Here is a 23,424-nt window from a genome sequence, read left to right as displayed (position 1 = left end):
GTCAGGTCCGCCGGCCTGCTGCGGCCGAGCGGAGATTGTCGAGGAGAACGGCGAGCAGCAGGATCAGGCCGCGCACCACATATTGGTAGAAGGCCTGGATGTTGAGCAGGTTCATGACGTTTTCGGCAATGCCCATGATCAGCACGCCGACGATGACGCCGGTCATCGCCGCACGGCCGCCGGCCAGCGAGACGCCGCCGAGCACGCAGGCCGAGATGACCGAAAGCTCCAGCCCCGTCGCCGCATTGGGCTGGCCGGAGGTGATGCGCGAGGCAAGCAGCACGCCGGCCACGGCGCAGACGAGGCCCTGCAGGGCGAAGATCCAGATCCGCATGGACGATACTCTGACGCCCGCCAGCCGCGAGGCCTCCGGATTGCCACCGATCGCCAGCGTGTTCTTGCCGAAGACGGTGCGGTTCAGGATGAAGCCGAAGATGAGGAAGAACAGCGCCATCACCCAGATCGGCGTCGGTATGCCCAGGAATTTCGACAGCGCCAGCTGGTAGAAACCCGGATCATTGATGCCGACCGCGCGGCCGTCCGAGGCGATCAGTGCGAGGCCGCGCACGATCTGCATGGTGGCGAGCGTGGTGATCAGCGCATTGATGCGAAAGCGGGCGATAACCACGCCATTGACGAGCCCGACGGCACCCCCGCAGAGCAGGGCGGCGATCAGCCCCATCAGGATCGAGCCGGTGGCATTGGAGGCCATGACCGCCACCATGCCGGAGAAAGCAACGGTCGAGCCCACCGACAGGTCGAAGTCCCGCGAGGCCAGGCAGAACATCATGGTGCAGGCGACGATACCGATCGTGACCACCGACTGCAGCAGGCCGAGCATGTTGCGCTCGGTCAGGAAGTTCGGAACGGTCAGCGCGACGATGGCAAAGGCGATCGCGAAGATGACGACCAGGCCCTGTTCGCCAAGGAGGAGTTTCTTCAAGGACGTCATCACGCATGGACCTGTTGGTTGGGAAGTTCGCTGGCATTGGCAATATCGGGCAGGGCGGCCGCCAGGATGCGGCGCTCGTCGAACTGGTCGCGCGGAAGATCCGCGGCCACCCGCCCCTGGCAGAGCACCAGGATCCGGTCGGTGATGCCCATCACCTCGGGGAGTTCGCTGGAGATGACGACGATCGCCATGCCGTCGGAGGCGAGTTCGTAGAGAATGTCGTAGATCTCCGACTTAGCGCCGACATCGATGCCGCGGGTCGGCTCGTCGATGATCAGCACCTTGACACCCTGTTCGGAGAGCCAGCGGCCGAGAATGACCTTCTGCTGGTTGCCGCCCGAAAGGTTGACGATGTCCTGCCGGCGGGAAGGCGTGCGCACCCTGAGCTTGGCGATGAAGCGCTCGGCAAGCTCCGCCTCCTTCTTCGGCTGGAGGATTCCGAAGGGCGAGAAGTGACGGCGCGAGGAGATCGCCATGTTCTCCTCGATGTTGCGGCCCTGGACGATGCCTTCGGCCTTGCGATCTTCCGGGCAGAGCACGATGCCAGCACGGATCGCGTCCGGCGGACTGTCGGGCCTGACCGCCACGCCATCGATGCTGACCGTGCCCTGAGAGCGGCTGTCCGCCCCATAGATCAGCCGCGCCGCCTCGCTGCGCCCGGCGCCGATCAGGCCGAACAGGCCCAGGATCTCGCCCTTGCGCACGGTAAAGCTCAAGGGATGGCGCAGCTTGCGGCCGGCGATATCCTTGACCTCAAGGCGGACGGCCCCCTGGGTGCGCGGGCGAAAACCCCAGATATTGGCGATCTCGCGGCCGACCATTTCGGAGATGATCTGGTCGCGGGTGACCGAGGCGATCTCGGGGTGGTGGGCGGCGAGCTTGCCGTCGCGCAGCACCGTCAGGCTGTCGCAGAGGCGGAAGATCTCGTCCAGCCGGTGCGAGACATAGAGAATGACCTTGCCCTGCGCCCGCAGCCGGTCGATCAGCGCAAAGAGGATCTCGCTTTCGCGCGAGGAGAGGGAGGAGGTGGGCTCGTCGAGCGCGATGACGCGAGCATCGGCCATCACCGCCTTGGCGATCTCGACCATCTGCCGCTCGCCGAGCGAGAGGCTTGCGACCTTGGCATCGGGGTCGATGTCGATGCCGATCTCGGAAAGCTTGTCGCGCACGACGCCCTGCAGCCGCGCCCGGTCGATCACTCCGGCGCGCCCCGGGAACCGGCCGAGCCAGAGGTTCTCCGCCACCGTCAGTTCCGGGACGAGCTGCAGTTCCTGGTGGATGACGATGACGCCGGCCTGGAAGGCATCGCCGACCGAGCGGTAGCGCTGCGGCACTCCGTCGATGACGATCTCGCCGCTATCGGCGGATTGGTCGCCGGAGAGCAGGCGGATCAGCGTCGACTTGCCGGCGCCGTTCTCCCCCATCAGCCCATGGACCGCGCCCTTGGCGACCGAAAAGGAGACGTCCGACAGCGCCTGCACGCCGGGATAGGCCTTCGAAAGGCCTCTAAAGTCGAGAAAGCTCTGCATGGTCTCACCGGAAGCGGAATGGCCCGGCGGCTTGCCGCCGGGCAGGTCTGATCCTGTTTCGGATCACTCGATGCCGAGATCCTTGCGTACGGCCTCGTAATTGTCGCGAAGCGCGAGCTGGCCGGCGGTCAGCGTGAGCTTTTCCGGTTCCTTGTCGTTGGCGACCCAGTCATACATGTTGAGCGCCGTCTCGTAGCCATGCCGCTTCGGCGAGATGATGACCGTACCGAAGAAGCCGGTCGGGGTGGGCTTCTTGAACTCGTTGATCGCCGAATCCGCGCCGCCGATGCCGACGCCGATCATGCTGTCGGCGGGAATGCCGACCGTCTCGCTGGCGCGCACGGCGCCGAGCACGGCTTCGTCGTTCAGGCCGACGGCAACCCAGTGCTTGATGCCCGCATTCTTGTTGAGCACGGTGGTGGCGGCGTTCAGCGCGGCTTCCGTATCGGTCTTGGCCTGCGGCGCATCGAAGATGTTGGCTTCGGGGAAACCGGCAGCCTTCAGCACCGAAAGCGCGCCATCGACGCGGTCGACGGCAGTCGGCAGCTGGTCGTAGGAGACGCGGATCGCGCCGACCTCCTTCATATCCCAGCCGCGCTTCTTGATCTCCTCGACGATGGTCTGGCCGACCGCCTCGCCGATCTTGGTGGCAGAAATCCCCATATGCGGCACGTCTTCGATCGGGCTGCCATCGGCATTGACCAGCCGGTCGTCGACCGTCATGACCTTGAGATCATTGGCGGCCGCCTTGGCGACGATGCCCGGGCCGAGCTTGACGTCGGGCGTGCAGATGATGAAGCCCTGGGCGCCCTGCGCGCCGAGATTGTCGATCGCCGACTGAACCTTTTCGCCGTCTTCGGCGCCAATCTTGACCAGCGTGAAGCCCTTCTCCTTGGCGGCCACGTCGGCGAACTTCCATTCGTCCTGGAACCAGGGTTCTTCCGGCTGCTTGACAATGAAGCCGATCTTGACGTCGGCCGCGAAGGCGGAGCCGGCAGCCATCATGAGCACGGCGCCGGCGAGCAGCGCTTTCCTGAACATTTCCATTTGTCTCTCTCCCAATTTGACTGCCTGAGCAGCACCTATCGGATAATGCGTTTCATCATAACCGTCAATTGGCGTTGTATGATGAATTGCAAAAGCTGGTCCGATATGGCAGAGCTGATGTCGGATTCGGCCGTTGCCTTCGTCGGCGAAACAGGTCACGGATCGGAGCCGCGCGACAGCGCGGTCGAGGAGTGGGTGGACATGGCCGCAGACAAGCTCACGGAGCGCCTGGAGGCGGAGCAGGGGGAGGTCGCCCTGCGGCGTCCGCGCGTCCAGAAGAATGTGACGCGGGCCATCGCGTCCGACATTTTCGCCGAGGTCTTCGCCGTCGGCGCCTTCCTGCCCACCGAGGCGGAGCTGTGTTTGCGCTACGGCGTCAGCCGCACCGTCATCCGGGAATCGCTGAAAATCCTTGAATCGAAAGGCTTGGTGCGCGGACGCTCGCGGGTCGGCACCGTCGTCTGCGGCAAGGAGGAGTGGAACATCCTCGACGGTCAGGTGCTCGACTGGATCGGCCCGCGGATCTTCGAACTCGATCTCCTCGGCTGCGTGCTCGATGCGCGGCGCGCCATGGAGCCCTTCGCCGCCGAATTCGCCGCGGAGCGCGCCACCATGCAGGAGGTGGCGGAGATCGAGCGGGCCTGGGAGTGGATGCGCGACGCCGAAGGCGACCTCGAAGCCTTCACCAAGGCCGATGTCGCCTTCCATGCCGCGCTGCTGAAGGCCAGCCACAACCAGGTCTTCCTGCAACTCGTCAACATCATCCAGGCCGCGCTCGAATTTTCGCTGCATGCCTCCAACGAGGCGGCGGATGCGCGCGGCGAGGCGGTGGAGCTGCACCGCCAGCTGGTCGAAGCCCTGCGCATGCGCGACAAGGCGGCCGCGCGCCGCTGCGTCGACCGCATGCTCGACGTCGCGGCGCGCGACCTCGCCATCGCCGTCAAGAAACATCCCATACCGGCCGAGCGCTCCGCCCGGCCGCAGTCAGAACGAGCCCCCTCATGAAAATCACCAAGCTCACCACCTACATCGTCCCGCCGCGCTGGATGTTTCTGAAGATCGAGACGGACGAGGGCATCTCCGGCTGGGGCGAGCCGGTGGTCGAGGGCCGGGCGCTCACCGTCCAGGCGGCGGTGCACGAGCTGGAAGATTATCTGATCGGCAAGGACCCCTTCCTGATCGAGGATCATTGGCAGGTCATGTACCGCGCTGGTTTCTATCGCGGCGGCGCGATCCATATGTCGGCCATTGCCGGCATCGACCAGGCGCTCTGGGATATCAAGGGCAAGGCGCTGGGCGCGCCGATCCACTCGCTGCTCGGCGGCCAGGTGCGCGATCGCATCAAGGTCTATAGCTGGATCGGCGGCGATCGGCCGTCCGATGTCGCCAACAATGCGCGCGACGTCGTGGCCCGCGGCTTCAAGGCCATCAAGCTCAATGGCTGCGAGGAACTGCAGATCGTCGACACCAATGAGAAGCTTGACAAGGCGGTGCAGACCATCGGGCTCATCCGCGATGCGATCGGCCCGCATATCGGCATCGGCGTCGATTTCCACGGCAGGGTTCACCGCCCCATGGCCAAGGTGCTTGCCAAGGAACTCGAGCAGTTCAAGCTGATGTTCATCGAGGAACCGGTGCTTTCGGAAAACCGCGAGGCGCTGAAGGAAATCGCCAATCACTGCTCGACGCCGATCGCGCTCGGCGAGCGGCTTTATTCGCGCTGGGACTTCAAGGGCGTGCTCGCCGACGGCTATGTCGATATCCTCCAGCCCGATCTTTCGCACGCCGGCGGCATCACCGAATGCCGTAAGATCGCCGCCATGGCAGAGGCCTATGATGTGGCGCTGGCGCCGCACTGCCCGCTGGGGCCGATCGCGCTTGCCGCCTGCCTGCAGGTCGATGCCGTCAGCCACAATGCCTTCATCCAGGAGCAGAGCCTCGGCATCCACTACAACACCGGCAACGACATCCTCGACTATATCTCCAACAAGGAGGTGTTGCACTATGAGGATGGCTTCGTCTCGATCCCGCAGGGCCCCGGTCTCGGCATCGAGGTGAACGAGGACTATGTCATCGAGCGGGCGCGTGAAGGCCATCGCTGGCGCAACCCCGTCTGGCGCCATGCCGATGGCAGCGTGGCCGAGTGGTAAGGTCGTGGCAGATCGTCTGACTGGCAAACGCATCGTCATCACCGGCGCCGCCCAGGGCATCGGCCTTGCCATCGCCGAGGCCTTCACGGCCGAAGGCGCTGCCCTGCTACTCATCGACCGGGATGGGACCTTGCTTGAAAACGAGGCGTCGCGGCTGCGGAAGCAGGGCGGCCGCATCGCCGCCGCCACAGCCGACATTACCGATGCGCCGGGCGTAAAAGCGGCGATCGACGCGGCGGCCGGCGAGATCGGGCCCTTCAACGCGCTGGTCAACAACGCCGGCGTCAACGTCTTCTCCGAAGCGCTCTCCCTGAGCGACGAGGACTGGACGCGCTGTTTCGACATCAACCTCAAAGGTGCCTGGAACTGCAGCCGCGCCGTGCTGCCGGGCATGATCGCGGCCGGCGGCGGCTCGATCCTGAACATCGCCTCCACCCACGCCTTCACCATCATCCCCCACACCTTCCCCTATCCGGTCGCCAAACATGCCCTGCTCGGGATGACCAAGGCGCTGGGCCTCGAATATGCCGATAAGGGCGTGCGGGTGAATGCGCTGGCGCCCGGCTATGTGCGCACCCAGAAGGTGATCGACTATTGGAACGGCTTTCCCGATCCGGCAGCAGCCGAGGCGGAGACCATGAAGCTTCACCCCGGCCGCCGCATCGCCGAGCCGAAGGAGATCGCCATGGCGGCGCTGTTCATGATCTCCGACGAATGCCCCTTCATGACCGCCACCTGCCTGACGGTCGATGGGGGCTTGAGCGTGCTGCACCACCCCTGACGGGGGATGCGGCCGCGGAGCATCGCCGCGGCCCGTCGCTTTCAAGAAAGTGTCTCGACGTCAGACCTGGGCCTGGCCGCCATCGGCGAAGAGTTCGGCACCGTTGACGAAGCTCGCATCGTCGGAGGCGAGGAAGAGGGCGGCCTTGGCAATCTCTTCCGGCTCGCCGACCCGGCCGAGCGGGATGCGCGCGGCGAGCGCGTCGAGCAGGCCCTGCTGGGCGGCGGCATCGTCTCCGGCCAGTTCGACCAGCCCCGGCGTGCGCGTTGCGCCGGGAGAAAGCACATTGACGCGGATGCCGCTGCCTTTGAGGTCAAGCGCCCAGGAGCGGGCGAGGTTGCGCACGGCGGCCTTGGAGGCGGAATAGACGCTGAAGGCGGCCGTGCCCTCCGTGCCGGTGGTCGAGCCGGTGAGGATCACCGATCCGCCACCCTGAAGCAGCGGCAGGGCGGCCTGCACGGTCAGGATCACCGCCTTGACGTTGCGCCCGAAGGTCTCGTCGATCTGGGTTTCCGTGATTTGCCCGAGCGGCAGCATGGTGCCGCCCCCGGCATTGACGAAGAGCACGTCGATCCGTCCGGCCTCACGCTTCACCTGGTCGAAAAGACGCTGCAGATCCTCGCTCCGGCTGGAATCGGCCTGCACGCCGATGGCGCCTTCGCCGATCTCGGCCACAGCCTTGTCCAGCACGTCCCTGCGCCGGCCGGTGATGTAGACGGTCGCGCCTTCCGCGGCAAAAAGCTTGGCGGAGGCAAGGCCGATGCCGCTGGTGGCGCCGGTGATGACGGCGATCTTGTCTTTCAGTCTCTTGCTCATGGTCTTCTCCTTGCGGCCGGCGCGCAGACGCGCAGCCCGGGCGGGCCCGGCCTTGGGTTTGGGTATTGAGTGTCGGTGAGGGGCGCGGGCATCGTCTGCGCCGCGCACCGTCCGATGCTGAAGAAGCTAGGATCTCAGTCGGGGCGCTAGAAGGCGCTGCGGGTGGAGACACTATCCATCGGGGTGGATGATCCCGCCTCCGGCGCCCATCCGCGGCGGGCGTCGATCCCAGCGAAGAGGGTCGCCGCCCAATCGGCAAAGGCGCGCAGCCGTGGATTGGGAAAGCGGTCGGCCGGCGCCACCAGATGCAGCACGTGATTGTCCGGCGCCCAACCCGGCAGGAGCTCGACCAGTCGTCCGCTCGCAATATGCGGCCGGGCGAGGAAGCCGAAAGTCTGGGCGATGCCGAGGCCGGCGAGAACGGAGGCGAGATGCGCCGTGCTCTCGTTGACGGAGAGGCCGGGCCCGGCCTCGCGCTCGAAGCGCTCTTCCCCCTTCAGGAAGCGCAGAGGAAAGCGCCGCCCGGAGGATGCGGAGAAATATCCGATGATGCGGTGCCCCTCGAGCGCATCCGGCGTCTCGGGCAGCGGGCGGCCGGCGAGATAGGCGGGCGCCGCGCAGACGACATAGTCGAGCTCGCAGAGCCTGCGGGCCCTCATGGTCGAGTCGCTGAGCGCCCCGCCGCGGATCACGCAGTCGATGCCTTCGCCGATCAGATCCGTTGCGCGATCGGTCACGCCGAGCGCAAGCTCGATTTCCGGATAGAGCGCCTCGAACGCGGAGAGAGCGGGGATCAGCACCTCGCTTGCGAGGATCGAGCCGACGTCGACGCGCAGCGGCCCGCGCGGTGCCTGGCGAGCGCCGGCGATCGAGCGGTCCATCTCGTCGAGATCGGCGAGCAGTGACAGCGCGCGGGCGCGATAAGCGGCACCCTCGGCGGTCAGCGTCACCGCACGGGTCGTACGCTCCACCAGTTTCGCGCCGAGATGGGCTTCCAGATCCTGGACGAGCTTGCTGACCGTCGAGCGCGGCAGGTTGAGCCCATCCGCCGCCCGCGCGAAGGAGCCTGCTTCGGCCACGCGCACGAAGCTGCGCAAGGCAAGGATCTGGTCCATGGCAACCCCTCCGGCTCTCGGGGCGCACGGCCCACCTAGTCTTCTAGCGGATTGGCCTTTTCCTGTAAGGGGTTTCCGACCAAGCGAAGCGGGCACCTCGGCGCCCGACAGCGTCGTCGAACGCTGCCTCAGGCAGAGGGCGCCTGCGTCTTGTAGCGCAGGTGGATCGCGCCGTGGGAGAGGGGCGTGCAGCTGAGCAAGCTGAGCTCCACCTTGCCGGCGAGACCTTCTTCGCCGAATTCGATTACCCGGTCGGCGCCCTTGCGCGCATCGAGCGCGGGCGCGACGACGAGGCTGATCTCGTCCACCAGGCCCGCCGCGAGCAGGGCGCCATTGGTGCCGGCGCCGCCCTCCAGCAGGATGCGGGAGATGCCGAGCTCGCCGTTCAGCGTCTCCAGCATGGCGCCGATGTCCATCTCGTCGCTCTCGGAGACGAGGTAGGACACGCCGTCGCTCGCCAGCTCCGCCAGATGGCTGTCCGGCACATCCCGGCCGAGGAGCACGACGACATGGTCGCCATAGAGGTCGCCCTTGTCGAAATGCAGTTTGCCGCCGCGGTCGATGGCGATGGCGAAGCTCTTGGCGGACCGATCGGCGAAATGGGCGGGGCGCGTGACCGCATGCGGACCGTCCACCGGATGGGGACCGGCCTTGGAGATCTCGGCCATCGTCGTCCGGCCCACCATCCAGGCATCGCCGCCATGGTCGGCATGGACTTGGTCGTAGAGCTTCGACCAGTCGGAGCGGCTCCCGTCCGGGCTTTTCGTCAGCCGGCTCGGATGCAGCGTGCCGTCAGGCGAGGTGATCATCAGGCAGATCAGAGTGGGCTTCATGGCGAGACCTTTCGAATGCGCATTATGGCTTTGCTCGTGGAGGTAGCGCCGGCCAGCCCGGCCGCAAGATGAAAGGTCGGGCGCGACGCGTGGGCCGCCGGCTGGAGACTGCCTCTTGCCTTTGAGCGTAGACTGACATAGGAATAATTCGATATTTCAATGGATGTGGAATTATGGATGATCATCAGGCGCTCGCTGCCTTTTCGGCCCTGTCGCAGGAAACCCGGCTGCAGATCGTGCGGATGCTGGTGGTCGCAGGTCCCGGCGGCATGGCGGCCGGGGCGATCGCCGAGGCGCTCGGGCTCTCGCCCTCCAGCCTCTCCTTTCATCTGAAGGAGCTCGACCGGGCGGGCCTGATCGACCAGAAGCGCGAATCGCGCTCGATCATCTACAGCGCCAGCTATCCCTCGCTGGCCGCGCTCGTCCGCTTCCTGATGGAAGACTGCTGCTCCGGCCATCCCGAGATCTGCGCCCCCGCCGCCGCTGAAGCGGTTTGCTGCGCGCCTCAGGAAGCGAAGGTCCCATGAGCGAGACGGCTCTCGCGATCACGCCGATCGATCCGGCCGCCGCCGATCTTCGCGCGGCCCTCTCGGCCGCGCGGCTGCCGGTCGACGACCTCGCCGAGCCCGGCCGGCATTTTCATCGGTTCGACGATGATGGCGGCACGATCGGATTCGGCGGCCTCGAGCTGCATGGGACGGTCGCCCTCCTACGGTCGGTCGTCGTCCTTCCGGAAAGGCGTGGACAGGGGCATGGCCAGGCCGTCGTTTCCGCATTGCGAACCGAGGCCAGCCGTCTCGGCGTCTCCGAACTCTATCTCCTGACGAAGGGGGCGGCGCCCTTCTTCGAGCGGCTCGGCTTTGCCCGTGTCGATCGCGCCGAGGCACCGGCAGCGATCCGCCAGTCCCGGCAGGCCCAGCATCTCTGTCCCGCGTCCGCCTCCCTTCTCGTTAACCGCATGAAGGCTTGAGCCATGAGCAGTTTTGAACGGTTCCTTACCCTCTGGGTCGCCCTCTGCATCGTCGTCGGAATCGCGCTCGGCCATCTGATGCCCGGCGTCTTCCAGGCCATCGCGGCCGTGGAGGTGGCGCGGGTCAATCTGCCGGTGGCGATGCTGATCTGGCTGATGATCATCCCCATGCTGCTCAAGATCGATTTCGCCGCGCTCGGCCAGGTCGGGCGCCACTGGCGCGGCATCGGCGTGACGCTCTTTATCAACTGGGCGGTCAAGCCCTTCTCCATGGCGCTGCTCGGCTGGCTATTCATCGGCTGGCTGTTTCGGCCCTATCTGCCGGAGGCGCAGGTCGACTCCTATATCGCCGGGCTCATCCTGCTCGCCGCCGCTCCCTGCACGGCCATGGTCTTCGTCTGGTCGAACCTGACCAGGGGCGAACCGCATTTCACGCTGAGCCAGGTGGCGCTCAACGATGCCATCATGGTCGTCGCCTTCGCGCCCATCGTCGGCCTGCTGCTCGGCCTGTCTGCCATTTCCGTGCCCTGGGACACGCTGATCCTCTCGGTCCTGCTCTATATCGTGCTGCCCGTCGTGGTCACGCAACTCCTGCGTCGCGTCACCGACGCGGCGGGACTTGCCGCGCGCCTGCAGCCGCTGTCGCTCGCGGCGCTGCTCGCCACGCTGGTGTTGCTCTTCGGCTTCCAGGGTGAGCAGATCCTTGCGCAGCCGGGCATCATCGCGCTGCTCGCCGTGCCGATCCTGATCCAGGTCTATTTCAATTCGGGGCTCGCCTATCTCCTCAATCGCATGAGCGGCGAGGCTCATTGCGTGGCAGGTCCCTCGGCCCTCATCGGCGCCTCGAATTTCTTCGAGCTGGCGGTGGCCGCCGCCATCAGCCTCTTCGGCTTCCAGTCGGGCGCCGCCCTTGCCACCGTCGTGGGTGTCCTCATTGAGGTGCCGGTCATGCTTTCGGTGGTCGCCATCGTCAATCACAGCCGCGGCTGGTACGAGCGCGGCCGCGCCGTTCGCCTTGTCGCCGAGAAGGAGATCTGAGCATGGACGTCACCATCTACCACAATCCCGCCTGCGGGACCTCGCGCAACACGCTGGCGCTGATCCGCCACAGTGGGATCGAGCCGACCATCATCGACTATCTCGCCACGCCGCCGAGCCGGGAAAAGCTCCGGGCGATGATCGCCGATGCGGGCCTGACCGTCCGGGAGGCGATCCGCGAAAAGGGCACGCCCTATGCCGAACTCGGCCTCGACAATCCGGCGCTCGGCGACGACGCACTGATCGACGCCATGCTGGCCCATCCGATCCTCATCAACCGCCCCTTCGTGGTGACCCCGCTCGGCACGCGCCTGTCCCGCCCTTCGGAGCGGGTGCTGGAGATCCTGCCGGAGACGGCACGCGGTCCCTTCAGCAAGGAGGACGGCGAAGCCGTGCTCGACGCGGACAACAAGCGCCTCGTCTGAGTGCGGGCAACCCGCCCGGCGATCGTCCTCCGGACGGTGGAAAAAATCTGCGCGCCGCGCCAGATAGGGAGATACTGGCACGGCGCGGGGAATGTGACGAGGCGGTCTCCAGGCCCGCATCGATCTCGCCGTCCGGCCCGCTCTGCGCGGGCCGGCGGTTGCCCGTTCCGCGCCGAGTATAGGTTGGAGGCGGTGCGCCTCGCGCCAAGGGGAGGACTGCATGACCACCATTTTCGACAGGCCGGAGGATTTCGCAGCGACGGCGCTTGAGGGCTTCGCGGCGGTCTATGGCCGCTATGTCCGCGCGGTGCGCAACGGCGTGGTGCGCGCCACGCCGCGGACTGAAGGCAAGGTGGCGGTGGTGGTGGGCGGAGGCTCCGGCCACTATCCGGCCTTTGCCGGCTATGTCGGCCAGGGTCTCGCCGATGCCGCCGTTGCCGGCGATGTCTTCGCCTCGCCCTCCACGGCGGCCGTCGCCCGCCTCTGCCGGCAGGCGGATCTCCGCGGCGGCGTGCTGCTCGGCTATGGCAATTATGCGGGCGATGTCCTGAATTTCGGCCTGGCGGCCGAGCGGTTGAGGGCCGAGGGCATCGATGTGCGGCTGCTGGCAGTCACCGATGATGTTGCCAGTGGACCGGCCGAGGCGCATCTGAGCCGGCGCGGCATTGCCGGCGACCTGGTCGTCTTCAAGATCGCGGGCGCCGCGGCGGAGGAGGGGCTGGATCTCGATGCCGTCGAGGCTGTTGCCCGGCATGCCAATCAGCGCACCGTGTCCTTCGGCGTCGCCTTTGCCGGCTGCACATTGCCGGGGGCTGCGGGGCCGCTCTTCTCCGTCGACAAGGGGCGCATGGCGCTCGGCCTCGGCATTCACGGCGAACCGGGCATCGACGATCAGGCGATCCTGCCGGCACTCGATCTCGCTCGCCTGCTGGTCGACCGGCTGCTCGCGGAACGGCCGGAGGGCGCGGCACGGGTCGCCCTGGTGCTGAACGGTCTCGGCGCGACGAAGTATGAGGAGCTCTTCCTGCTCTATACCCATGTGGCCGCCCGGATCGAGGCGGCCGGGCTGGCCATCGTCCTGCCGGAGGTTGGCGAATTCGTCACCAGTCTCGACATGCAGGGCTGCTCGCTGACCCTCATGTGGCTGGACGAGGCGCTGGAGCGGCTCTGGCGCGCCCCGTGCGAAAGTGCCGCCTTCACCCGGCGTGAGGGCCATGTCGTGGTGCCCTTTGCCGGGGAGGAGGCGGATGAAGCGGTCGCCTATCCGCCGGCCGATGCCGCCTCGCAGGCTGATGCCCGCTGTCTTGCGGCGCTGCTCAAGGACCTTGCGTCCACGCTGGTGGAGGCGGAAGCCGAGCTTGGCCGCATCGATGCGGTGGCCGGCGACGGCGACCACGGCCAGGGCATGGCGCGCGGTTCGGCCGCGGCCCACGAGGCGGCGAAGGCGGCGCTGAGCGCCGGTGCCGGTGCGCGCAGCCTGCTGGAGGCGGCGGGCGATGCCTGGGCCGACCGGGCGGGCGGCACGTCGGGCGTCCTCTGGGGCGTGTTGCTGCGCGCCTGGAGCCAGGCCTTCTCCAACGAAGGGCCGATCACGCCGCAAGCGGTCGTTGACGGCGCACGGCTGGCGCTGTCCGGCGTGACCCGGCTCGGCGGCGCCAAACCGGGCGACAAAACGCTCGTCGACGCGCTGATCCCCTTCGTCGAGACGCTGGAGCAGCGCTTCGGCGAAGGTCGTCTTCTGGCCGAAGCCTGGGAGGCCGCCGCGCAGGCCGCGGAGGCCGCTGCGGTCGAAACGGCCAAGCTGACCCCCAAGCTCGGCCGCGCCCGGCCGCTTGCCGCGCGCAGCCTCGGCCACCGCGATGCCGGCGCCGTCTCGCTGGCGCTCTGTGCGACGACGGCGGGACGGCATCTCGCCCGATAATACGAGGATCGGTCGCTGAAGGGGCAGCCGGATGCAGGATGTCATGCAATCCGAATGAGGTGCGCCCGTTTAGCCGTGCAGACCGGCGGTTCGGCTCAAGACGCAGGGCTGCCGATCAGTTGGTCATAGGCCCTTTCCGGCGCGCCATAGCTGCCGCCGGCGATGTTTTCCAGCCGGGTGCGGTCGAGCACCTGGACATCGCCGCGGGTGGCCTTGATGGCGTGGATGCCTTCGAGCACATGCAGCTCGGCGGTCACGCCAGAGCGGCGCACGCCGAGCATCAGAGAGAGAAATTCGTGCGTCAGCTGCAGATGGTCTCCATCGACTCGGTCATGGCACATCAGCAACCACCGCGCGAGCCGCTCATGCATCGTGTAGCGTGCATTGGCGACAGAGGAATGCGCCATCTGCAGCGCGCTGACGAAGACATAGCGCAGCAGCAGGTCACGCACGCCCTTGTCGCTGTCGAACAGCGCGCCCATTGCCGCGAAGGAGACCCTGAAGCCGGTGCCTTCGACCTGCATGAAGGTCCGGTTCGGCGTCGCCTCGACGTGCAGCAGACGATGGAGCCCGGTTATCCCCTCGCGACCGATATGCGCGACCTCGATCTCCTCCCGGTCATCATTGGTTGCAATCGCAGAGGCGAGCCCGCTTTCGATGAACCAGAGATGCGCAGTTGGTACATTGGCCTCGACCAGCATGTGGCGCAGTGGCAGAACATAAGGCTCGAGATGCGGCGCGAGGCTCGCAAACTGATCGACTGTCAAAGCCCGCAACAGGCGGTTGCGGATGCTCGTCTGGCTGAGCGGCGTCATCTGCGCATCCTTGGCGGAGAAGAGCCCGCTCTCGTGCCACGACGAGCCGGAGCATGAAGCATGATACAGCATAACAGGCCGCGCCGCCAACCACGACTTCGGTGCGTGCCCATTTGGACAGAATGGCCTGTCACCTTGCCGCGCGTCCAGCGAGCCGCACTGACGAGCAGCGTGGTGGCCGGCGCTCTCCTCAGCCGCGGTGGCGCAGGGCCTCGACGATGACGCTCAGGGCTGGGGACATCTGGCGGCGGCTCGGATAATAGAGGTGATAGCCGCTGAAGGGCGGGCTCCAATCGTCGAGCACCGCTTGTAGCGCGCCGCAGGCAAGCGGCTCTTCGACGAGATCCTCCGGCACATAGGCAATGCCATAGCCCTTGATCGCCGCATCGATCTGGGCCAGCGAGGTGTTGAAGCTCAGCTGGCCATCGACGCGAACCCGAAGCTCCCGCCCGTCCTTTTCGAACTCCCAGCTGTAAAAGCCGCCCCAGCTGACCTGGCGCATGTTGATGCAGGTGTGTCCGACCAGATCCTGCGGTATCTGCGGAATGCCATTGCGGGCGAAGTAGTCGGGCGAAGCCACGGCGCGGAGCCGCCAGTCGGGGCCGATCCGCACGGCGATCATGTCCTTGTCGACGCTTTCGCCGAGCCGCACGCCGGCATCAAACCGCTCCTCCACGATGTTGCGCATGCCATTGTCGCTGTAGAGCTCGACCTTGATGTCCGGATAGCTCCGCAGAATGGCGGCAAGCTTGGGCCAGACGTACCCCTGCAGCGCGTGATCGGACAGGGTCAGCCGCACCGTGCCGGAGGGCTTGTCGCGGAAGGCGACGAGGTCGGCGAGGTCGGCCGCGATCGCCTCGAAGCGCGGCGCCAGCGACTGCAGCAGCCGCTCGCCGGCCTCGGTGGTCGCGACGCTGCGGGTGGTCCGGGTCAGCAGCCGGACGCCGAGGCGCGCCTCGAGCTGTCGGATCGTGTGGCTGAGGGTGGATTGCGAGGTGCCCAGCTGCGCGGCCGCGCGCGTGAAGCTTCGCTCGCGCGCCACCTCGATGAACCACATCAGGTCCTTCACATCCTCGCGCTGCATGGCTTTGCGCCCTCATTCATATCAGAAGTCGATAAGTCCATGCCATTCTACACAGATTGTTCGAACAATGCACGGGACCTATTCTCCCCTCATCGATCAGATGACGCGGCGGATTGACGACAATGACGATGACACCGGTGATGGAAACGGAGGAGGGCCAGCGCGGCCACCGGCGGGAGGGCTGGAGCGCGGTCGTCTCCATGACGCTGTGCGTCTTCACGCTGATCGCGTCGGAATTCATGCCGGTCAGCCTGCTGACGCCGATCGCCGCCGATCTCGGCGTCACCGAGGGCCATGCCGGCCAGGCGATCTCCATCTCCGGCCTGTTCGCCGTCGTCACCAGCCTGTTTCTCGCCGGCCTGACAAGCCGGCTCGACCGGCGGCATGTGGTCCTCGGGCTGACCGCGCTGCTCGTGCTTTCGGGGATCGTCGTCACGCTGTCGCCGTCCTATCCGCTGCTGATGGTCGGCCGGGCCCTGCTTGGCATCGCCATTGGCGGCTTCTGGTCCATGTCGACCGCGATCGTCATGCGGCTTGTGCCGAGCGATGCGGTGCCGAAGGCGCTGGCCCTGCTCAATGCCGGCAACGCTATTGCCGCCACCGTCTCCGCCCCGCTTGGCAGCCTGCTCGGCGCGATGATCGGCTGGCGCGGGGCCTTCTTCCTCGTCGTCCCCGTCGGCCTGCTGGCTTTGCTCTGGCAGTGGATCAGCCTGCCCGCGCTCGCCCCGCGCGCCGGCGGCTCGGCGCTCGCCGTTTTCCGTCTGCTCGGCCGGGCGCCGGTGGCGCTGGGCATGGCGGCGATCCTCATGCTCTTCATGGGCCAGTTCGCGCTCTTCACCTATCTCCGCCCCTTCCTGGAGCAGGTGACCGAGGTCGGCATTGAAACCCTGTCGCTGATGCTGCTGCTGATGGGCCTTGCCGGCGCCGCCGGAACCTGGGTCATCGGCCAGATGCTCGGCCGCCGCATGTTCAGCCTGCTGATCGCGATTCCGCTGCTGATGGCCGGGCTGGCGCTCACGCTGATCGGCGTCGGCACGGCGCAGGGGCCGGTCTTTGCCGCGCTGATCGGCTGGGGCTTCCTCGGCACGGCCGCTCCGGTCGGCTGGGGCACCTGGCTCAGCCGCACCCTTCCGGACGAGGCAGGCGGCGGCCTGCAGGTCGCGGTTATCCAACTGGCAATCACCGCCGGCGCCGCCCTTGGCGGGCTGCTTTTCGACAGGCTCGGCTGGCAGGCGACCTTCCTCCTTGCTGCAACGCTCCTCATCGGCTCGGCGCTTGCCGCGCTCGGCGCCTGGCGGATCAAGGGAGCGGCGCGATGAGGGGAGCGGCCACGACCGATCGCCGCCGGCTGATCATTGGCGCCGCCGCCCTGGCCCTTCTTGCAGGACGCAGCCATGCGGCCACCCATGCGAACAAGCAGGAGAAGACCGCCATGCGGATTGGGATGCGCTTTGCCGGGCGCGACCTGACGGCGACGCTCTTCGACAATCCCTCGGCGCGCGATTTCTTCTCGCTCCTGCCGCTCGATCTCGAAGTGGAGGATTTCGGCGGCAACGAGAAGATCGCCTACCTGCCGCGCAAGCTCTCGGTCGAGGGTCATGGCCCCTTCGGGAACGAGCAGCCCTACGACCTCTGCTACTACATGCCTTGGGGCAATCTCGCCATGTTCTTCGCCCCCTACAAGCATCCGGGCCTTGTCCGTCTCGGCCGGTTCGAGACCGGCATGGAGGCCCTGCATCTGGCTGGCCGCTATCCGCTGCGGATCGAAGCCATCGACTGACCCCTCACCGTAACCGAACAGGAGCGTGCATCATGACCCATTCGCTTGACCCTGCAGACGATTTCAGCCCCTCCCGCCGCAGCCTGATGATGGCGACCGGCGCTGCCGTGGCGGCCATTGGTCTGACCCCCGCCATCGCCGCTGCACAAGGCGCGGCCGAACCGGAGATCTGGGACAAGGTCTTCCCGAAGAGCGACGCCGTCGAACACCGGAAGGTCTCGTTCAAGAACCGCTACGGCATTGCTCTTTCGGGCGATCTCTACCTGCCGAAGAATCTCGGCTCGGCGCCGCTCGCAGCCCTTGCGATCAGTGGCCCGTTCGGCGCGGTGAAGGAACAGTCCTCCGGCCTCTATGCCCAGACCCTGGCCGAGCGCGGCTTTGCGGCGCTTGCCTTCGACCCATCCTATACAGGCGAGAGCGGCGGCGAGCCGCGCAACATCGCCTCGCCCGACATCAACACAGAGGATTTCAGCGCGGCGGTGGATTTCCTCGGCCTGCAGCCGTCTGTCGATCGCGAGCGGATCGGCATCATCGGCATTTGCGGCTTCGGCGGCATGGCGCTGAACGCGGTGGCCGTCGACAAGCGCGTCAAAGCCGTGGTCGCCAGCACCATGTATGACATGACCCGCGTCATGTCGAAGGGCTACAATGACAGCGTGACGCTCGAGCAGCGGACGCAGGCGCTGGAACTGATGAGCCGGCAGCGCTGGGTGGATGCCGAGAAGGGCATGCCCGCCTATCAGCCGCCCTACAACCAGCTGAAGGGCGGCGAACCGCAGTTCCTGGTCGATTATCACGACTATTATGCCACGCCGCGCGGCTATCACCCGCGGGCCGTCAATTCCGGCAATTCCTGGTCGCAGACGACGCCGCTCTCCTTCATGAACATGCCGATCCTCACCTATATCGCCGAGATCGCGCCTCGGCCGCTCTTGCTCATCCACGGCGAGAAGGCCCATTCCCGCTACTTTAGCGAGACGGCCTTCGCCAATGCCGCCGAACCCAAGGAACTGATGATCATTCCCGGCGCCAGTCATGTCGATCTCTACGATCAGCCGGACAAGATTCCCTTCGAGCGGATCGCCGCCTTCTTCGATCAGCATCTGGCCTGAGCCAGTCGCAGCCGTCCGCTCCCGCAAGCCGCCGGGTGGCGCTTGCGCGACGAGGCCGGCCATAGCCCGATGGGTCCGCGCGATGCGCGGTTCCGTCCTCTTCCGCCTGCTGAAAGGACGATTGCCATGAAGACCACCATCGCCGCCACGCTCGCCGCCTCCGCTCTCGCTGCGTCGGGCGCCGGCGCCGAAACCGAGCGCCGTCGAATCGCGCCCGCGGCCGTTTACGAGGTCGCGCCGGGCCTCGGGCACTTCACCGATACGATCCTCTTCGGCGAGGTCTGGGAGCGCCGCGATCTCTCCCCGCGCGACCGAAGCCTCGTCACGCTGGCCGTGCTGATCTCCACCGGCCGCACCGCCCAGATCGGCGCCCATGCAGGCCGCGCATTGGACAATGGCGTCGAGGCAAGCGAGATCGGCGAACTCATCACCCAGCTCGCCTTCTACTCCGGCTGGCCGAACGCGATCTCGGCCGTGGATGAGGCGAAGGCGGTGTTCTCGGCGCGCGGCATCGCTCGCGTGGCGGAGAGCGAGGCGCCGCGTCTCGCTCTCGAGCCCGAGGCCGAGGCCAAGCGCAGGGCGACGGTCGATCAAACCGTTGCTCCCACCGCCGCGGCGCTCGCCGATTATACGAACCGCGTGCTGTTCGGCGATCTCTGGCAGCGGCCGGATCTTTCGGCGCGGGACCGCAGCCTCGTCACCCTCTCGGCGCTGGTTGCCATCGGCCAGCCCGAACAGCTGACCTTCCACCTGAACCGCGCCATGGACAATGGGCTGAGCCAAGGCGAGGCGGCCGAGGCGCTGAACCAGATCGCCTTCTACGCTGGCTGGCCGCGCGCCATGTCGGCCGTGCCGGTGGTCAAAGCCGTGTTCGCGGAACGTGCCAAGGCAGCGTCACCCGAGATAGAGAGCCAAACCCTGGCCTTCACCCCGGCAGGCAGCGGCGAGAGGGATGCGCCGGAGGCCTATTTCTCTGGCACCGTGCGCCTTTCCGGGCTCTATCAGGCGGAAGATCCGGCCCGGATCGGCGGCGCGACCGTCGCCTTCTCGGCCGGTGCCCGCACGGCCTGGCATACCCACCCGCTTGGCCAGACCCTGTTCATCGTCTCGGGCCGCGGCCTGGTGCAAAAGGAAGGCGAGCCGCCTCTTTCCGTCGGCCCCGGCGACGTGGTCTTCATCCCGCCGCATCTCCGCCATTGGCACGGTGCCGTTCCAGGCGAGGCCATGACCCACTTCGCCGTGGCCGAAGCCCTCGACGGCACCGCCGTCACCTGGGGCGAGAAGGTCTCCGATGAGGACTATGCCAGCGCGGCAGGTCGCTAGAAACGGCGCGTCGTCCGGCCTGTCCACCAATCCTAGCGAATGCCTTGCCAACCAGCGGGCGATCTCCGCCGGATGGCGCCGCGCCTGTTTTACCGCCCCGACCGGCCGGCGGGGCAGCATCAAGGATGCATGCGCGCACCCTTCATGATCTTGTCGACGATCTTGCGCTCGGCGCGCAGGCCGAGGCCGACGAGCTTTGCCGTCTCAGGCGAAAACTGTGCGAAGACGGCGCGGTTGTCGGCATCGTGCCCGGTCGAGAACATCTCCTCGATATAGGCGGCGGCCGTCAGCGCGCGGTCGATGAGTCGGGTTTGGATGGTGCGCAGCAGCGCCTGGTCGGCGGCGAGCACCACCATCGGCTGGATGCTCATCGGGCTATAGACATGGCCGGCCGCATCCCGATAGGCTTCGCCGATGATCTCCGGATGCGTGGCCGCAAGGCCGCTGACGAGAAAGCCGGTGACGTTGAGCTTCTGCCACATGGCGAGGTCTTCCCGCAAGACGATGGCGATCTTGGTATCGAACATGGCGACAAACTCCGTTCTTGGGCTCGATCAGGGCTCGCTCCTAGCGCCGGGCGGAGCGTCGGGTCTTGAACGTTCGTGCAGCTCCACGCTTCGCGACGGACTGCATCTGGCGGCGGAGGTACGGGGCTTGGAACGCCTCGAAGCGCGGTTTCGCGGCCATGGCTTCTCTCCGCATCGGCATGACACCTATGCGCTGGGCCTGACGCTGCATGGTGTCCAAACCTTCCGCTATCGCGGCATCGAGCGTTTCAGCCAGCCGGGTCAGGTGATCGTGCTGCATCCCGACGAGGTGCATGACGGTGCGGCCGGGACTGAAGCCGGGCTGATCTACCGCATGATCTACGTTCCCCCGGAACTGATCGGCGCCGTCGAGGCCCATCGCCGCGCCTTGCCCTTCGCGCCCGAGCCGGTGGTCAGCGATGCCGCGCTCGCCGCGGCGCTGTCGGAACTGCTGGCCGATCTCGACCATGCCCCGGCCGAGCTCCTTCTCGACGACGTCATGGCCCGCATCGCTGCCGGACTTGCCCGACAGGCGGGCGCACCAGGGCGTGATATCGGCGCGCCGGCGCGGGCGGCGGTGCTTGCTGTCTGCGACATGCTGCGCGCCCGTTGCGGCGAGGCGATCTCCTCGCTCGAGCTGGAAGCGGCCACCGGGCTCGACCGCTATGACCTCGCCCGCCAGTTCCGCCGCCTGACGGGAACCAGCCCGCATCGCTACCAGGTCATGCGCCGGCTGGATCTTGCACGCCAGCGCTTGCGCCAGGGCAGCCCGCTGGCGCAGGCCGCTGCGGAGGCCGGCTTCGCCGACCAGGCCCATTTCACCCGCCATTTCCGAAAAGCGTTCGGCATGACGCCGGCTCATTGGCTCAAGCTGCATCGAGCGTAACTCCGTCAGGCTGTGCGCGCGGCTCTGCCTGCGCGGCGTCATCGGATGCCACCATTGCTCTTGAAACCATGCCGGTTTTGCCGCAGGCAGGCGTGCAAGGCAGAGCAGGGGGAGACACGCCATGAAAGCCATGGTCTACGATCGTTTCGGTGCAGAGCCGGAGATCGCGCGCCTGCCGGATCCGACACCGACCGAAGAGGGCGTGGTGATCGCCGTCGGGGCCACAGGGCTCTGCCGCAGCGACTGGCACGGCTGGATGGGGCATGATCCCGATATACGGCTGCCACATGTGCCGGGCCACGAATTTGCCGGCCGCATCGTCGCGACAGGCCGTCAGGTCAGCCGATTCAAGGTCGGCGATCGGGTCACCGTGCCCTTCGTCTCCGGCTGCGGCCGCTGCAGCGAATGCCGCTCAGGCAACCAGCAGGTCTGTCCCAGCCAGTTCCAGCCGGGCTTCACCCATTGGGGCTCTTTTGCCGAGTTCGTCGCGATCGATTTTGCCGAGACCAATCTCGTCGCCCTGCCGGAGACGATCGACGATGCCACTGCCGCAAGCCTCGGCTGCCGCTTCGCCACCTCGTTTCGCGCCATCGTCGATCAGGCCCGCGTCGGGCCCGGCGAGTGGGTTGCCGTGCATGGATGCGGCGGCGTCGGGCTTTCGGCGATCATGATCGCGACGGCGCTCGGCGCGCAGGTGGTGGCGGTCGATCTCTTCGAGGACAAGCTCGCTTTCGCGCGTGAGTGTGGTGCGGTCGCGACCGTCAATGCCGGCGCTGTGCCGGACACGGTGGAGGCGATCCGCGAGATCACCGGCGGTGGCGCCCATGTCTCGATCGATGCGCTCGGCCACCCGACCACCTGCTTCAACTCCATCCGCAATCTGCGCCGGCGCGGCCGGCATGTGCAGGTGGGCCTGATGCTCGGCGAGCATGCGACGCCTCAGATCCCCATGGCGCAGGTGATCGGCCACGAGCTGGAGATCTATGGCAGCCATGGCATGCAGGCCTGGCGCTACGAAGCGATGCTCGCGATGATCGGGGCTGGCCGCATCGCCCCAAGCCAACTGATCGGCCGCCATATCAGCCTGGAGGACGCCGTGCCGCTGCTGACCACGATGGACGCCTCCCGCGATCTCGGCATCACCGTCATCGACCGCTTCTAAGGGACGGCCTCAGCGGCGCGGCAGGACGAGTGATGCTCCGCCGGCCTTCAGCGCGTCGATGGAGGCGACGCCCATCAGGGAGAGGCTGATCGAGATCTCTCGGGTGAGGATGGCGATGATGTCGGCCACTCCGCGCTCGCTGGCGCCGGCGAGACCATAGGCATAGGCGCGGCCGAGCATGACGCCATCCGCCCCGAGCCCGATCGCCTTGACGATATCGGTTCCCCGACGAATGCCGCCATCGAGCATCAGGCAGAACTCTGGGCCGACCGCGGCTCGGATGCCGGGCAGGGCGCGGATCGTGCTGGTCGCGCCGTCCAGCTGGCGGCCGCCATGGTTGGAGATGACCACGCCGTCGCAGCCGAGATCGCGCGCCCGGACTGCATCCTCGGGCGAAAGCACGCCCTTGACGATCAGCTTGCCCGCCCAGCGTTCGCGCAGCCAGCCGATATCTGCCCAGGAAAGCGTCTTGTCGATCCGGCGCGAGAGGTTGGCGGCCTGTTCCAGCGCGCCGCGGCCAAAGTCCGGCCGATGCTCGATCGCCCGCACCGAGGGCTGGCCGGTGCGCGCCATGTCGAGCAGCCAGCGGGGGCGGAGCAGGAAGCGGGCGAGGAGCGACGGGGTCAGCCGGGTCAGCGAGCGAAAGCCATTGCGCACATCCCGTTCGCGGATGCCGGTGATCGCGGTATCGACGGTGACGAACAGCGTGTCGACGCTGGCGGCCCTTGCCGCGGCCAGGAACTCTTCCGTCAGGCCGCGATCGTCGAGCACATAAAGCTGAAAGTGGAGCGGTCCGGCCGTGATCGCGCGCAGATCCGCGAGCGAAGCGATCGAGAAGGTGGAGAGGCAGAAGGGCATGCCCACCGCATGCGCTGCCCGCACGGCCTTGGCTTCCCCCTCTCCGGAATAGAGGCCGAGAAAGCCCACGGGGCCGAGCATGAAGGGCAGCGCCTGTCGGGCGCCGAGGAAACGGGTCGTCAGATCTTGCGGCCGCGGCTCGACCAGCACGGTCTGCTTCAGCTCATAGGCCCCAAAATCCGCCCGGTTCGCCTGGAGGGTCTGCTCGTCGAAGGAGCCGCCATCGATATAGTCGAAAAAGATTCTCGGCAGGCGGCGGCGGGCGAGGCGGCGATAGTCCTCGACATTGATCGGATGCAT

Annotated in this window: 24 protein-coding genes; 14 read left to right on the top strand and 10 right to left on the bottom strand. The window is 66.9% G+C overall.

Going from position 1 to position 23,424, the window contains the following annotated elements:
- Window position 1: 1 nt before the first annotated feature.
- The 3 genes from araH to ACLE20_RS03850 all read right to left on the bottom strand — a co-directional run bounded on the left by araH (window position 2) and on the right by ACLE20_RS03850 (window position 3,528).
- Window positions 2-952, bottom strand: coding sequence for an L-arabinose ABC transporter permease AraH (araH, locus tag ACLE20_RS03860; protein WP_410938905.1), 951 nt, complete (start codon window positions 950-952; stop codon window positions 2-4).
- On the bottom strand, window positions 952-2,481 hold the full coding sequence (araG, locus tag ACLE20_RS03855) for an L-arabinose ABC transporter ATP-binding protein AraG (RefSeq protein WP_410938904.1): 1,530 nt from the start codon (window positions 2,479-2,481) through the stop codon (window positions 952-954). The genes araH and araG overlap by 1 nt, the downstream gene beginning before the upstream one ends.
- A gap of 63 nt (window positions 2,482-2,544) precedes the next feature.
- Window positions 2,545-3,528, bottom strand: a complete 984-nt coding sequence (locus tag ACLE20_RS03850) for an arabinose ABC transporter substrate-binding protein (protein WP_410938903.1) — start codon at window positions 3,526-3,528, stop codon at window positions 2,545-2,547.
- Window positions 3,529-3,729: 201 nt separating this feature from the next.
- On the opposite strand from ACLE20_RS03850, the gene ACLE20_RS03845 reads away from it, so the two are divergent.
- Genes ACLE20_RS03845 through ACLE20_RS03835 form a run of 3 tightly spaced genes read left to right on the top strand, consistent with a single transcriptional unit; the run spans window position 3,730 to window position 6,459 of the window.
- A complete protein-coding gene (locus tag ACLE20_RS03845) occupies window positions 3,730-4,533 on the top strand; it encodes a FadR/GntR family transcriptional regulator (protein ID WP_410939137.1) in 804 nt (267 codons plus the stop codon).
- Entirely contained in the window at window positions 4,530-5,678 is a 1,149-nt protein-coding gene (dgoD, locus tag ACLE20_RS03840) for a galactonate dehydratase (RefSeq protein ID WP_410938902.1), read from the top strand. Before ACLE20_RS03845 ends, dgoD begins: the two co-directional genes overlap by 4 nt.
- A 4-nt stretch (window positions 5,679-5,682) precedes the next feature.
- On the top strand, window positions 5,683-6,459 hold the full coding sequence (locus tag ACLE20_RS03835) for an SDR family oxidoreductase (protein WP_410938901.1): 777 nt from the start codon (window positions 5,683-5,685) through the stop codon (window positions 6,457-6,459).
- Between the two features lie 60 nt (window positions 6,460-6,519).
- Here ACLE20_RS03835 and ACLE20_RS03830 read toward each other — a convergent pair whose 3' ends face one another.
- The 3 genes from ACLE20_RS03830 to ACLE20_RS03820 all read right to left on the bottom strand — a co-directional run bounded on the left by ACLE20_RS03830 (window position 6,520) and on the right by ACLE20_RS03820 (window position 9,223).
- Window positions 6,520-7,275, bottom strand: coding sequence for an SDR family NAD(P)-dependent oxidoreductase (locus tag ACLE20_RS03830; protein ID WP_410938900.1), 756 nt, complete (start codon window positions 7,273-7,275; stop codon window positions 6,520-6,522).
- Window positions 7,276-7,421: 146 nt separating this feature from the next.
- Complete coding sequence (locus ACLE20_RS03825) at window positions 7,422-8,390, bottom strand: LysR family transcriptional regulator (RefSeq protein WP_410938899.1); 969 nt, start codon at window positions 8,388-8,390, stop codon at window positions 7,422-7,424.
- 128 nt (window positions 8,391-8,518) lie between these two features.
- Window positions 8,519-9,223: a RibD family protein gene (locus tag ACLE20_RS03820; RefSeq protein ID WP_410938898.1), complete on the bottom strand. Its 705-nt coding sequence runs from the start codon at window positions 9,221-9,223 to the stop codon at window positions 8,519-8,521.
- A 173-nt stretch (window positions 9,224-9,396) separates the two neighbouring features.
- On the opposite strand from ACLE20_RS03820, the gene ACLE20_RS03815 reads away from it, so the two are divergent.
- The 5 genes from ACLE20_RS03815 to ACLE20_RS03795 all read left to right on the top strand — a co-directional run bounded on the left by ACLE20_RS03815 (window position 9,397) and on the right by ACLE20_RS03795 (window position 13,577).
- Window positions 9,397-9,750 carry an ArsR/SmtB family transcription factor gene (locus ACLE20_RS03815; RefSeq protein WP_410938897.1) on the top strand — a complete coding sequence of 118 codons (354 nt, stop codon included), beginning with the start codon at window positions 9,397-9,399 and terminating at the stop codon, window positions 9,748-9,750.
- Entirely contained in the window at window positions 9,747-10,193 is a 447-nt protein-coding gene (gene arsN2 / locus ACLE20_RS03810) for an arsenic resistance N-acetyltransferase ArsN2 (protein WP_410938896.1), read from the top strand. The genes ACLE20_RS03815 and arsN2 overlap by 4 nt, the downstream gene beginning before the upstream one ends.
- 3 nt (window positions 10,194-10,196) lie before the next feature.
- Window positions 10,197-11,231 carry an ACR3 family arsenite efflux transporter gene (gene arsB, locus ACLE20_RS03805; protein ID WP_410938895.1) on the top strand — a complete coding sequence of 345 codons (1,035 nt, stop codon included), beginning with the start codon at window positions 10,197-10,199 and terminating at the stop codon, window positions 11,229-11,231.
- A 2-nt stretch (window positions 11,232-11,233) separates the two neighbouring features.
- On the top strand, window positions 11,234-11,656 hold the full coding sequence (gene arsC / locus ACLE20_RS03800) for an arsenate reductase (glutaredoxin) (protein ID WP_410938894.1): 423 nt from the start codon (window positions 11,234-11,236) through the stop codon (window positions 11,654-11,656).
- Between the two features lie 220 nt (window positions 11,657-11,876).
- On the top strand, window positions 11,877-13,577 hold the full coding sequence (locus tag ACLE20_RS03795; RefSeq protein ID WP_410938893.1) for a dihydroxyacetone kinase family protein: 1,701 nt from the start codon (window positions 11,877-11,879) through the stop codon (window positions 13,575-13,577).
- A gap of 95 nt (window positions 13,578-13,672) precedes the next feature.
- On the opposite strand, the gene ACLE20_RS03790 is transcribed toward ACLE20_RS03795, so the two are convergent.
- Both ACLE20_RS03790 and ACLE20_RS03785 read right to left on the bottom strand, forming a co-directional pair.
- A complete protein-coding gene (locus tag ACLE20_RS03790; protein WP_410938892.1) occupies window positions 13,673-14,392 on the bottom strand; it encodes a Crp/Fnr family transcriptional regulator in 720 nt (239 codons plus the stop codon).
- A 190-nt stretch (window positions 14,393-14,582) separates the two neighbouring features.
- Complete coding sequence (locus ACLE20_RS03785; protein ID WP_410938891.1) at window positions 14,583-15,476, bottom strand: LysR family transcriptional regulator; 894 nt, start codon at window positions 15,474-15,476, stop codon at window positions 14,583-14,585.
- 122 nt (window positions 15,477-15,598) lie between these two features.
- Between ACLE20_RS03785 and ACLE20_RS03780 the strand changes: the two genes are divergently transcribed.
- From ACLE20_RS03780 to ACLE20_RS03765, 4 genes are all read left to right on the top strand, one after another.
- Window positions 15,599-16,795: an MFS transporter gene (locus tag ACLE20_RS03780; protein ID WP_410938890.1), complete on the top strand. Its 1,197-nt coding sequence runs from the start codon at window positions 15,599-15,601 to the stop codon at window positions 16,793-16,795.
- Window positions 16,792-17,256, top strand: a complete 465-nt coding sequence (locus ACLE20_RS03775; protein ID WP_410938889.1) for a cyclophilin-like fold protein — start codon at window positions 16,792-16,794, stop codon at window positions 17,254-17,256. The genes ACLE20_RS03780 and ACLE20_RS03775 overlap by 4 nt, the downstream gene beginning before the upstream one ends.
- Before the next feature lie 32 nt (window positions 17,257-17,288).
- On the top strand, window positions 17,289-18,368 hold the full coding sequence (locus ACLE20_RS03770; RefSeq protein WP_410938888.1) for an alpha/beta hydrolase: 1,080 nt from the start codon (window positions 17,289-17,291) through the stop codon (window positions 18,366-18,368).
- 126 nt (window positions 18,369-18,494) lie between these two features.
- Window positions 18,495-19,691, top strand: a complete 1,197-nt coding sequence (locus ACLE20_RS03765) for a carboxymuconolactone decarboxylase family protein (RefSeq protein WP_410938887.1) — start codon at window positions 18,495-18,497, stop codon at window positions 19,689-19,691.
- A 119-nt stretch (window positions 19,692-19,810) separates the two neighbouring features.
- On the opposite strand, the gene ACLE20_RS03760 is transcribed toward ACLE20_RS03765, so the two are convergent.
- Complete coding sequence (locus ACLE20_RS03760; protein WP_410938886.1) at window positions 19,811-20,218, bottom strand: DUF2000 family protein; 408 nt, start codon at window positions 20,216-20,218, stop codon at window positions 19,811-19,813.
- Window positions 20,219-20,345: 127 nt separating this feature from the next.
- On the opposite strand from ACLE20_RS03760, the gene ACLE20_RS03755 reads away from it, so the two are divergent.
- Entirely contained in the window at window positions 20,346-21,104 is a 759-nt protein-coding gene (locus tag ACLE20_RS03755) for an AraC family transcriptional regulator (protein ID WP_410938885.1), read from the top strand.
- Between the two features lie 121 nt (window positions 21,105-21,225).
- Window positions 21,226-22,266, top strand: a complete 1,041-nt coding sequence (locus ACLE20_RS03750; protein WP_410938884.1) for a zinc-dependent alcohol dehydrogenase family protein — start codon at window positions 21,226-21,228, stop codon at window positions 22,264-22,266.
- 9 nt (window positions 22,267-22,275) lie between these two features.
- Here ACLE20_RS03750 and ACLE20_RS03745 read toward each other — a convergent pair whose 3' ends face one another.
- The gene (locus ACLE20_RS03745; protein ID WP_410938883.1) at window positions 22,276-23,424 is read right to left on the bottom strand and encodes an alpha-hydroxy acid oxidase; all 1,149 of its coding nucleotides are present in this window, start codon (window positions 23,422-23,424) and stop codon (window positions 22,276-22,278) included.

This window comes from Rhizobium sp. YIM 134829 (genome assembly GCF_046546455.1).
Note: the sequence above shows the minus strand (reverse complement) of the source record. Positions and strands in the feature narration are given on the sequence as shown.

What these genes read in the sequence shown, in the direction of transcription:
- ACLE20_RS03765 (WP_410938887.1), top strand. Translation starts at nt 18,495, where the DNA reads ATGAAGACCACCATCGCCGCCACGCTCGCCGCCTCCGCTCTCGCTGCG.
- arsN2 (WP_410938896.1), top strand. Translation starts at nt 9,747, where the DNA reads ATGAGCGAGACGGCTCTCGCGATCACGCCGATCGATCCGGCCGCCGCC.
- ACLE20_RS03790 (WP_410938892.1), bottom strand. Translation starts at nt 14,392, where the DNA reads ATGACGCCGCTCAGCCAGACGAGCATCCGCAACCGCCTGTTGCGGGCT.
- ACLE20_RS03820 (WP_410938898.1), bottom strand. Translation starts at nt 9,223, where the DNA reads ATGAAGCCCACTCTGATCTGCCTGATGATCACCTCGCCTGACGGCACG.
- ACLE20_RS03780 (WP_410938890.1), top strand. Translation starts at nt 15,599, where the DNA reads ATGACGATGACACCGGTGATGGAAACGGAGGAGGGCCAGCGCGGCCAC.
- ACLE20_RS03750 (WP_410938884.1), top strand. Translation starts at nt 21,226, where the DNA reads ATGAAAGCCATGGTCTACGATCGTTTCGGTGCAGAGCCGGAGATCGCG.
- ACLE20_RS03795 (WP_410938893.1), top strand. Translation starts at nt 11,877, where the DNA reads ATGACCACCATTTTCGACAGGCCGGAGGATTTCGCAGCGACGGCGCTT.
- arsB (WP_410938895.1), top strand. Translation starts at nt 10,197, where the DNA reads ATGAGCAGTTTTGAACGGTTCCTTACCCTCTGGGTCGCCCTCTGCATC.
- ACLE20_RS03760 (WP_410938886.1), bottom strand. Translation starts at nt 20,218, where the DNA reads ATGTTCGATACCAAGATCGCCATCGTCTTGCGGGAAGACCTCGCCATG.
- ACLE20_RS03785 (WP_410938891.1), bottom strand. Translation starts at nt 15,476, where the DNA reads ATGCAGCGCGAGGATGTGAAGGACCTGATGTGGTTCATCGAGGTGGCG.
- ACLE20_RS03830 (WP_410938900.1), bottom strand. Translation starts at nt 7,275, where the DNA reads ATGAGCAAGAGACTGAAAGACAAGATCGCCGTCATCACCGGCGCCACC.
- ACLE20_RS03845 (WP_410939137.1), top strand. Translation starts at nt 3,730, where the DNA reads ATGGCCGCAGACAAGCTCACGGAGCGCCTGGAGGCGGAGCAGGGGGAG.
- ACLE20_RS03770 (WP_410938888.1), top strand. Translation starts at nt 17,289, where the DNA reads ATGACCCATTCGCTTGACCCTGCAGACGATTTCAGCCCCTCCCGCCGC.
- araG (WP_410938904.1), bottom strand. Translation starts at nt 2,481, where the DNA reads ATGCAGAGCTTTCTCGACTTTAGAGGCCTTTCGAAGGCCTATCCCGGC.
- ACLE20_RS03815 (WP_410938897.1), top strand. Translation starts at nt 9,397, where the DNA reads ATGGATGATCATCAGGCGCTCGCTGCCTTTTCGGCCCTGTCGCAGGAA.
- araH (WP_410938905.1), bottom strand. Translation starts at nt 952, where the DNA reads ATGACGTCCTTGAAGAAACTCCTCCTTGGCGAACAGGGCCTGGTCGTC.
- dgoD (WP_410938902.1), top strand. Translation starts at nt 4,530, where the DNA reads ATGAAAATCACCAAGCTCACCACCTACATCGTCCCGCCGCGCTGGATG.
- arsC (WP_410938894.1), top strand. Translation starts at nt 11,234, where the DNA reads ATGGACGTCACCATCTACCACAATCCCGCCTGCGGGACCTCGCGCAAC.
- ACLE20_RS03775 (WP_410938889.1), top strand. Translation starts at nt 16,792, where the DNA reads ATGAGGGGAGCGGCCACGACCGATCGCCGCCGGCTGATCATTGGCGCC.
- ACLE20_RS03745 (WP_410938883.1), bottom strand. Translation starts at nt 23,424, where the DNA reads ATGCATCCGATCAATGTCGAGGACTATCGCCGCCTCGCCCGCCGCCGC.
- ACLE20_RS03825 (WP_410938899.1), bottom strand. Translation starts at nt 8,390, where the DNA reads ATGGACCAGATCCTTGCCTTGCGCAGCTTCGTGCGCGTGGCCGAAGCA.
- ACLE20_RS03850 (WP_410938903.1), bottom strand. Translation starts at nt 3,528, where the DNA reads ATGGAAATGTTCAGGAAAGCGCTGCTCGCCGGCGCCGTGCTCATGATG.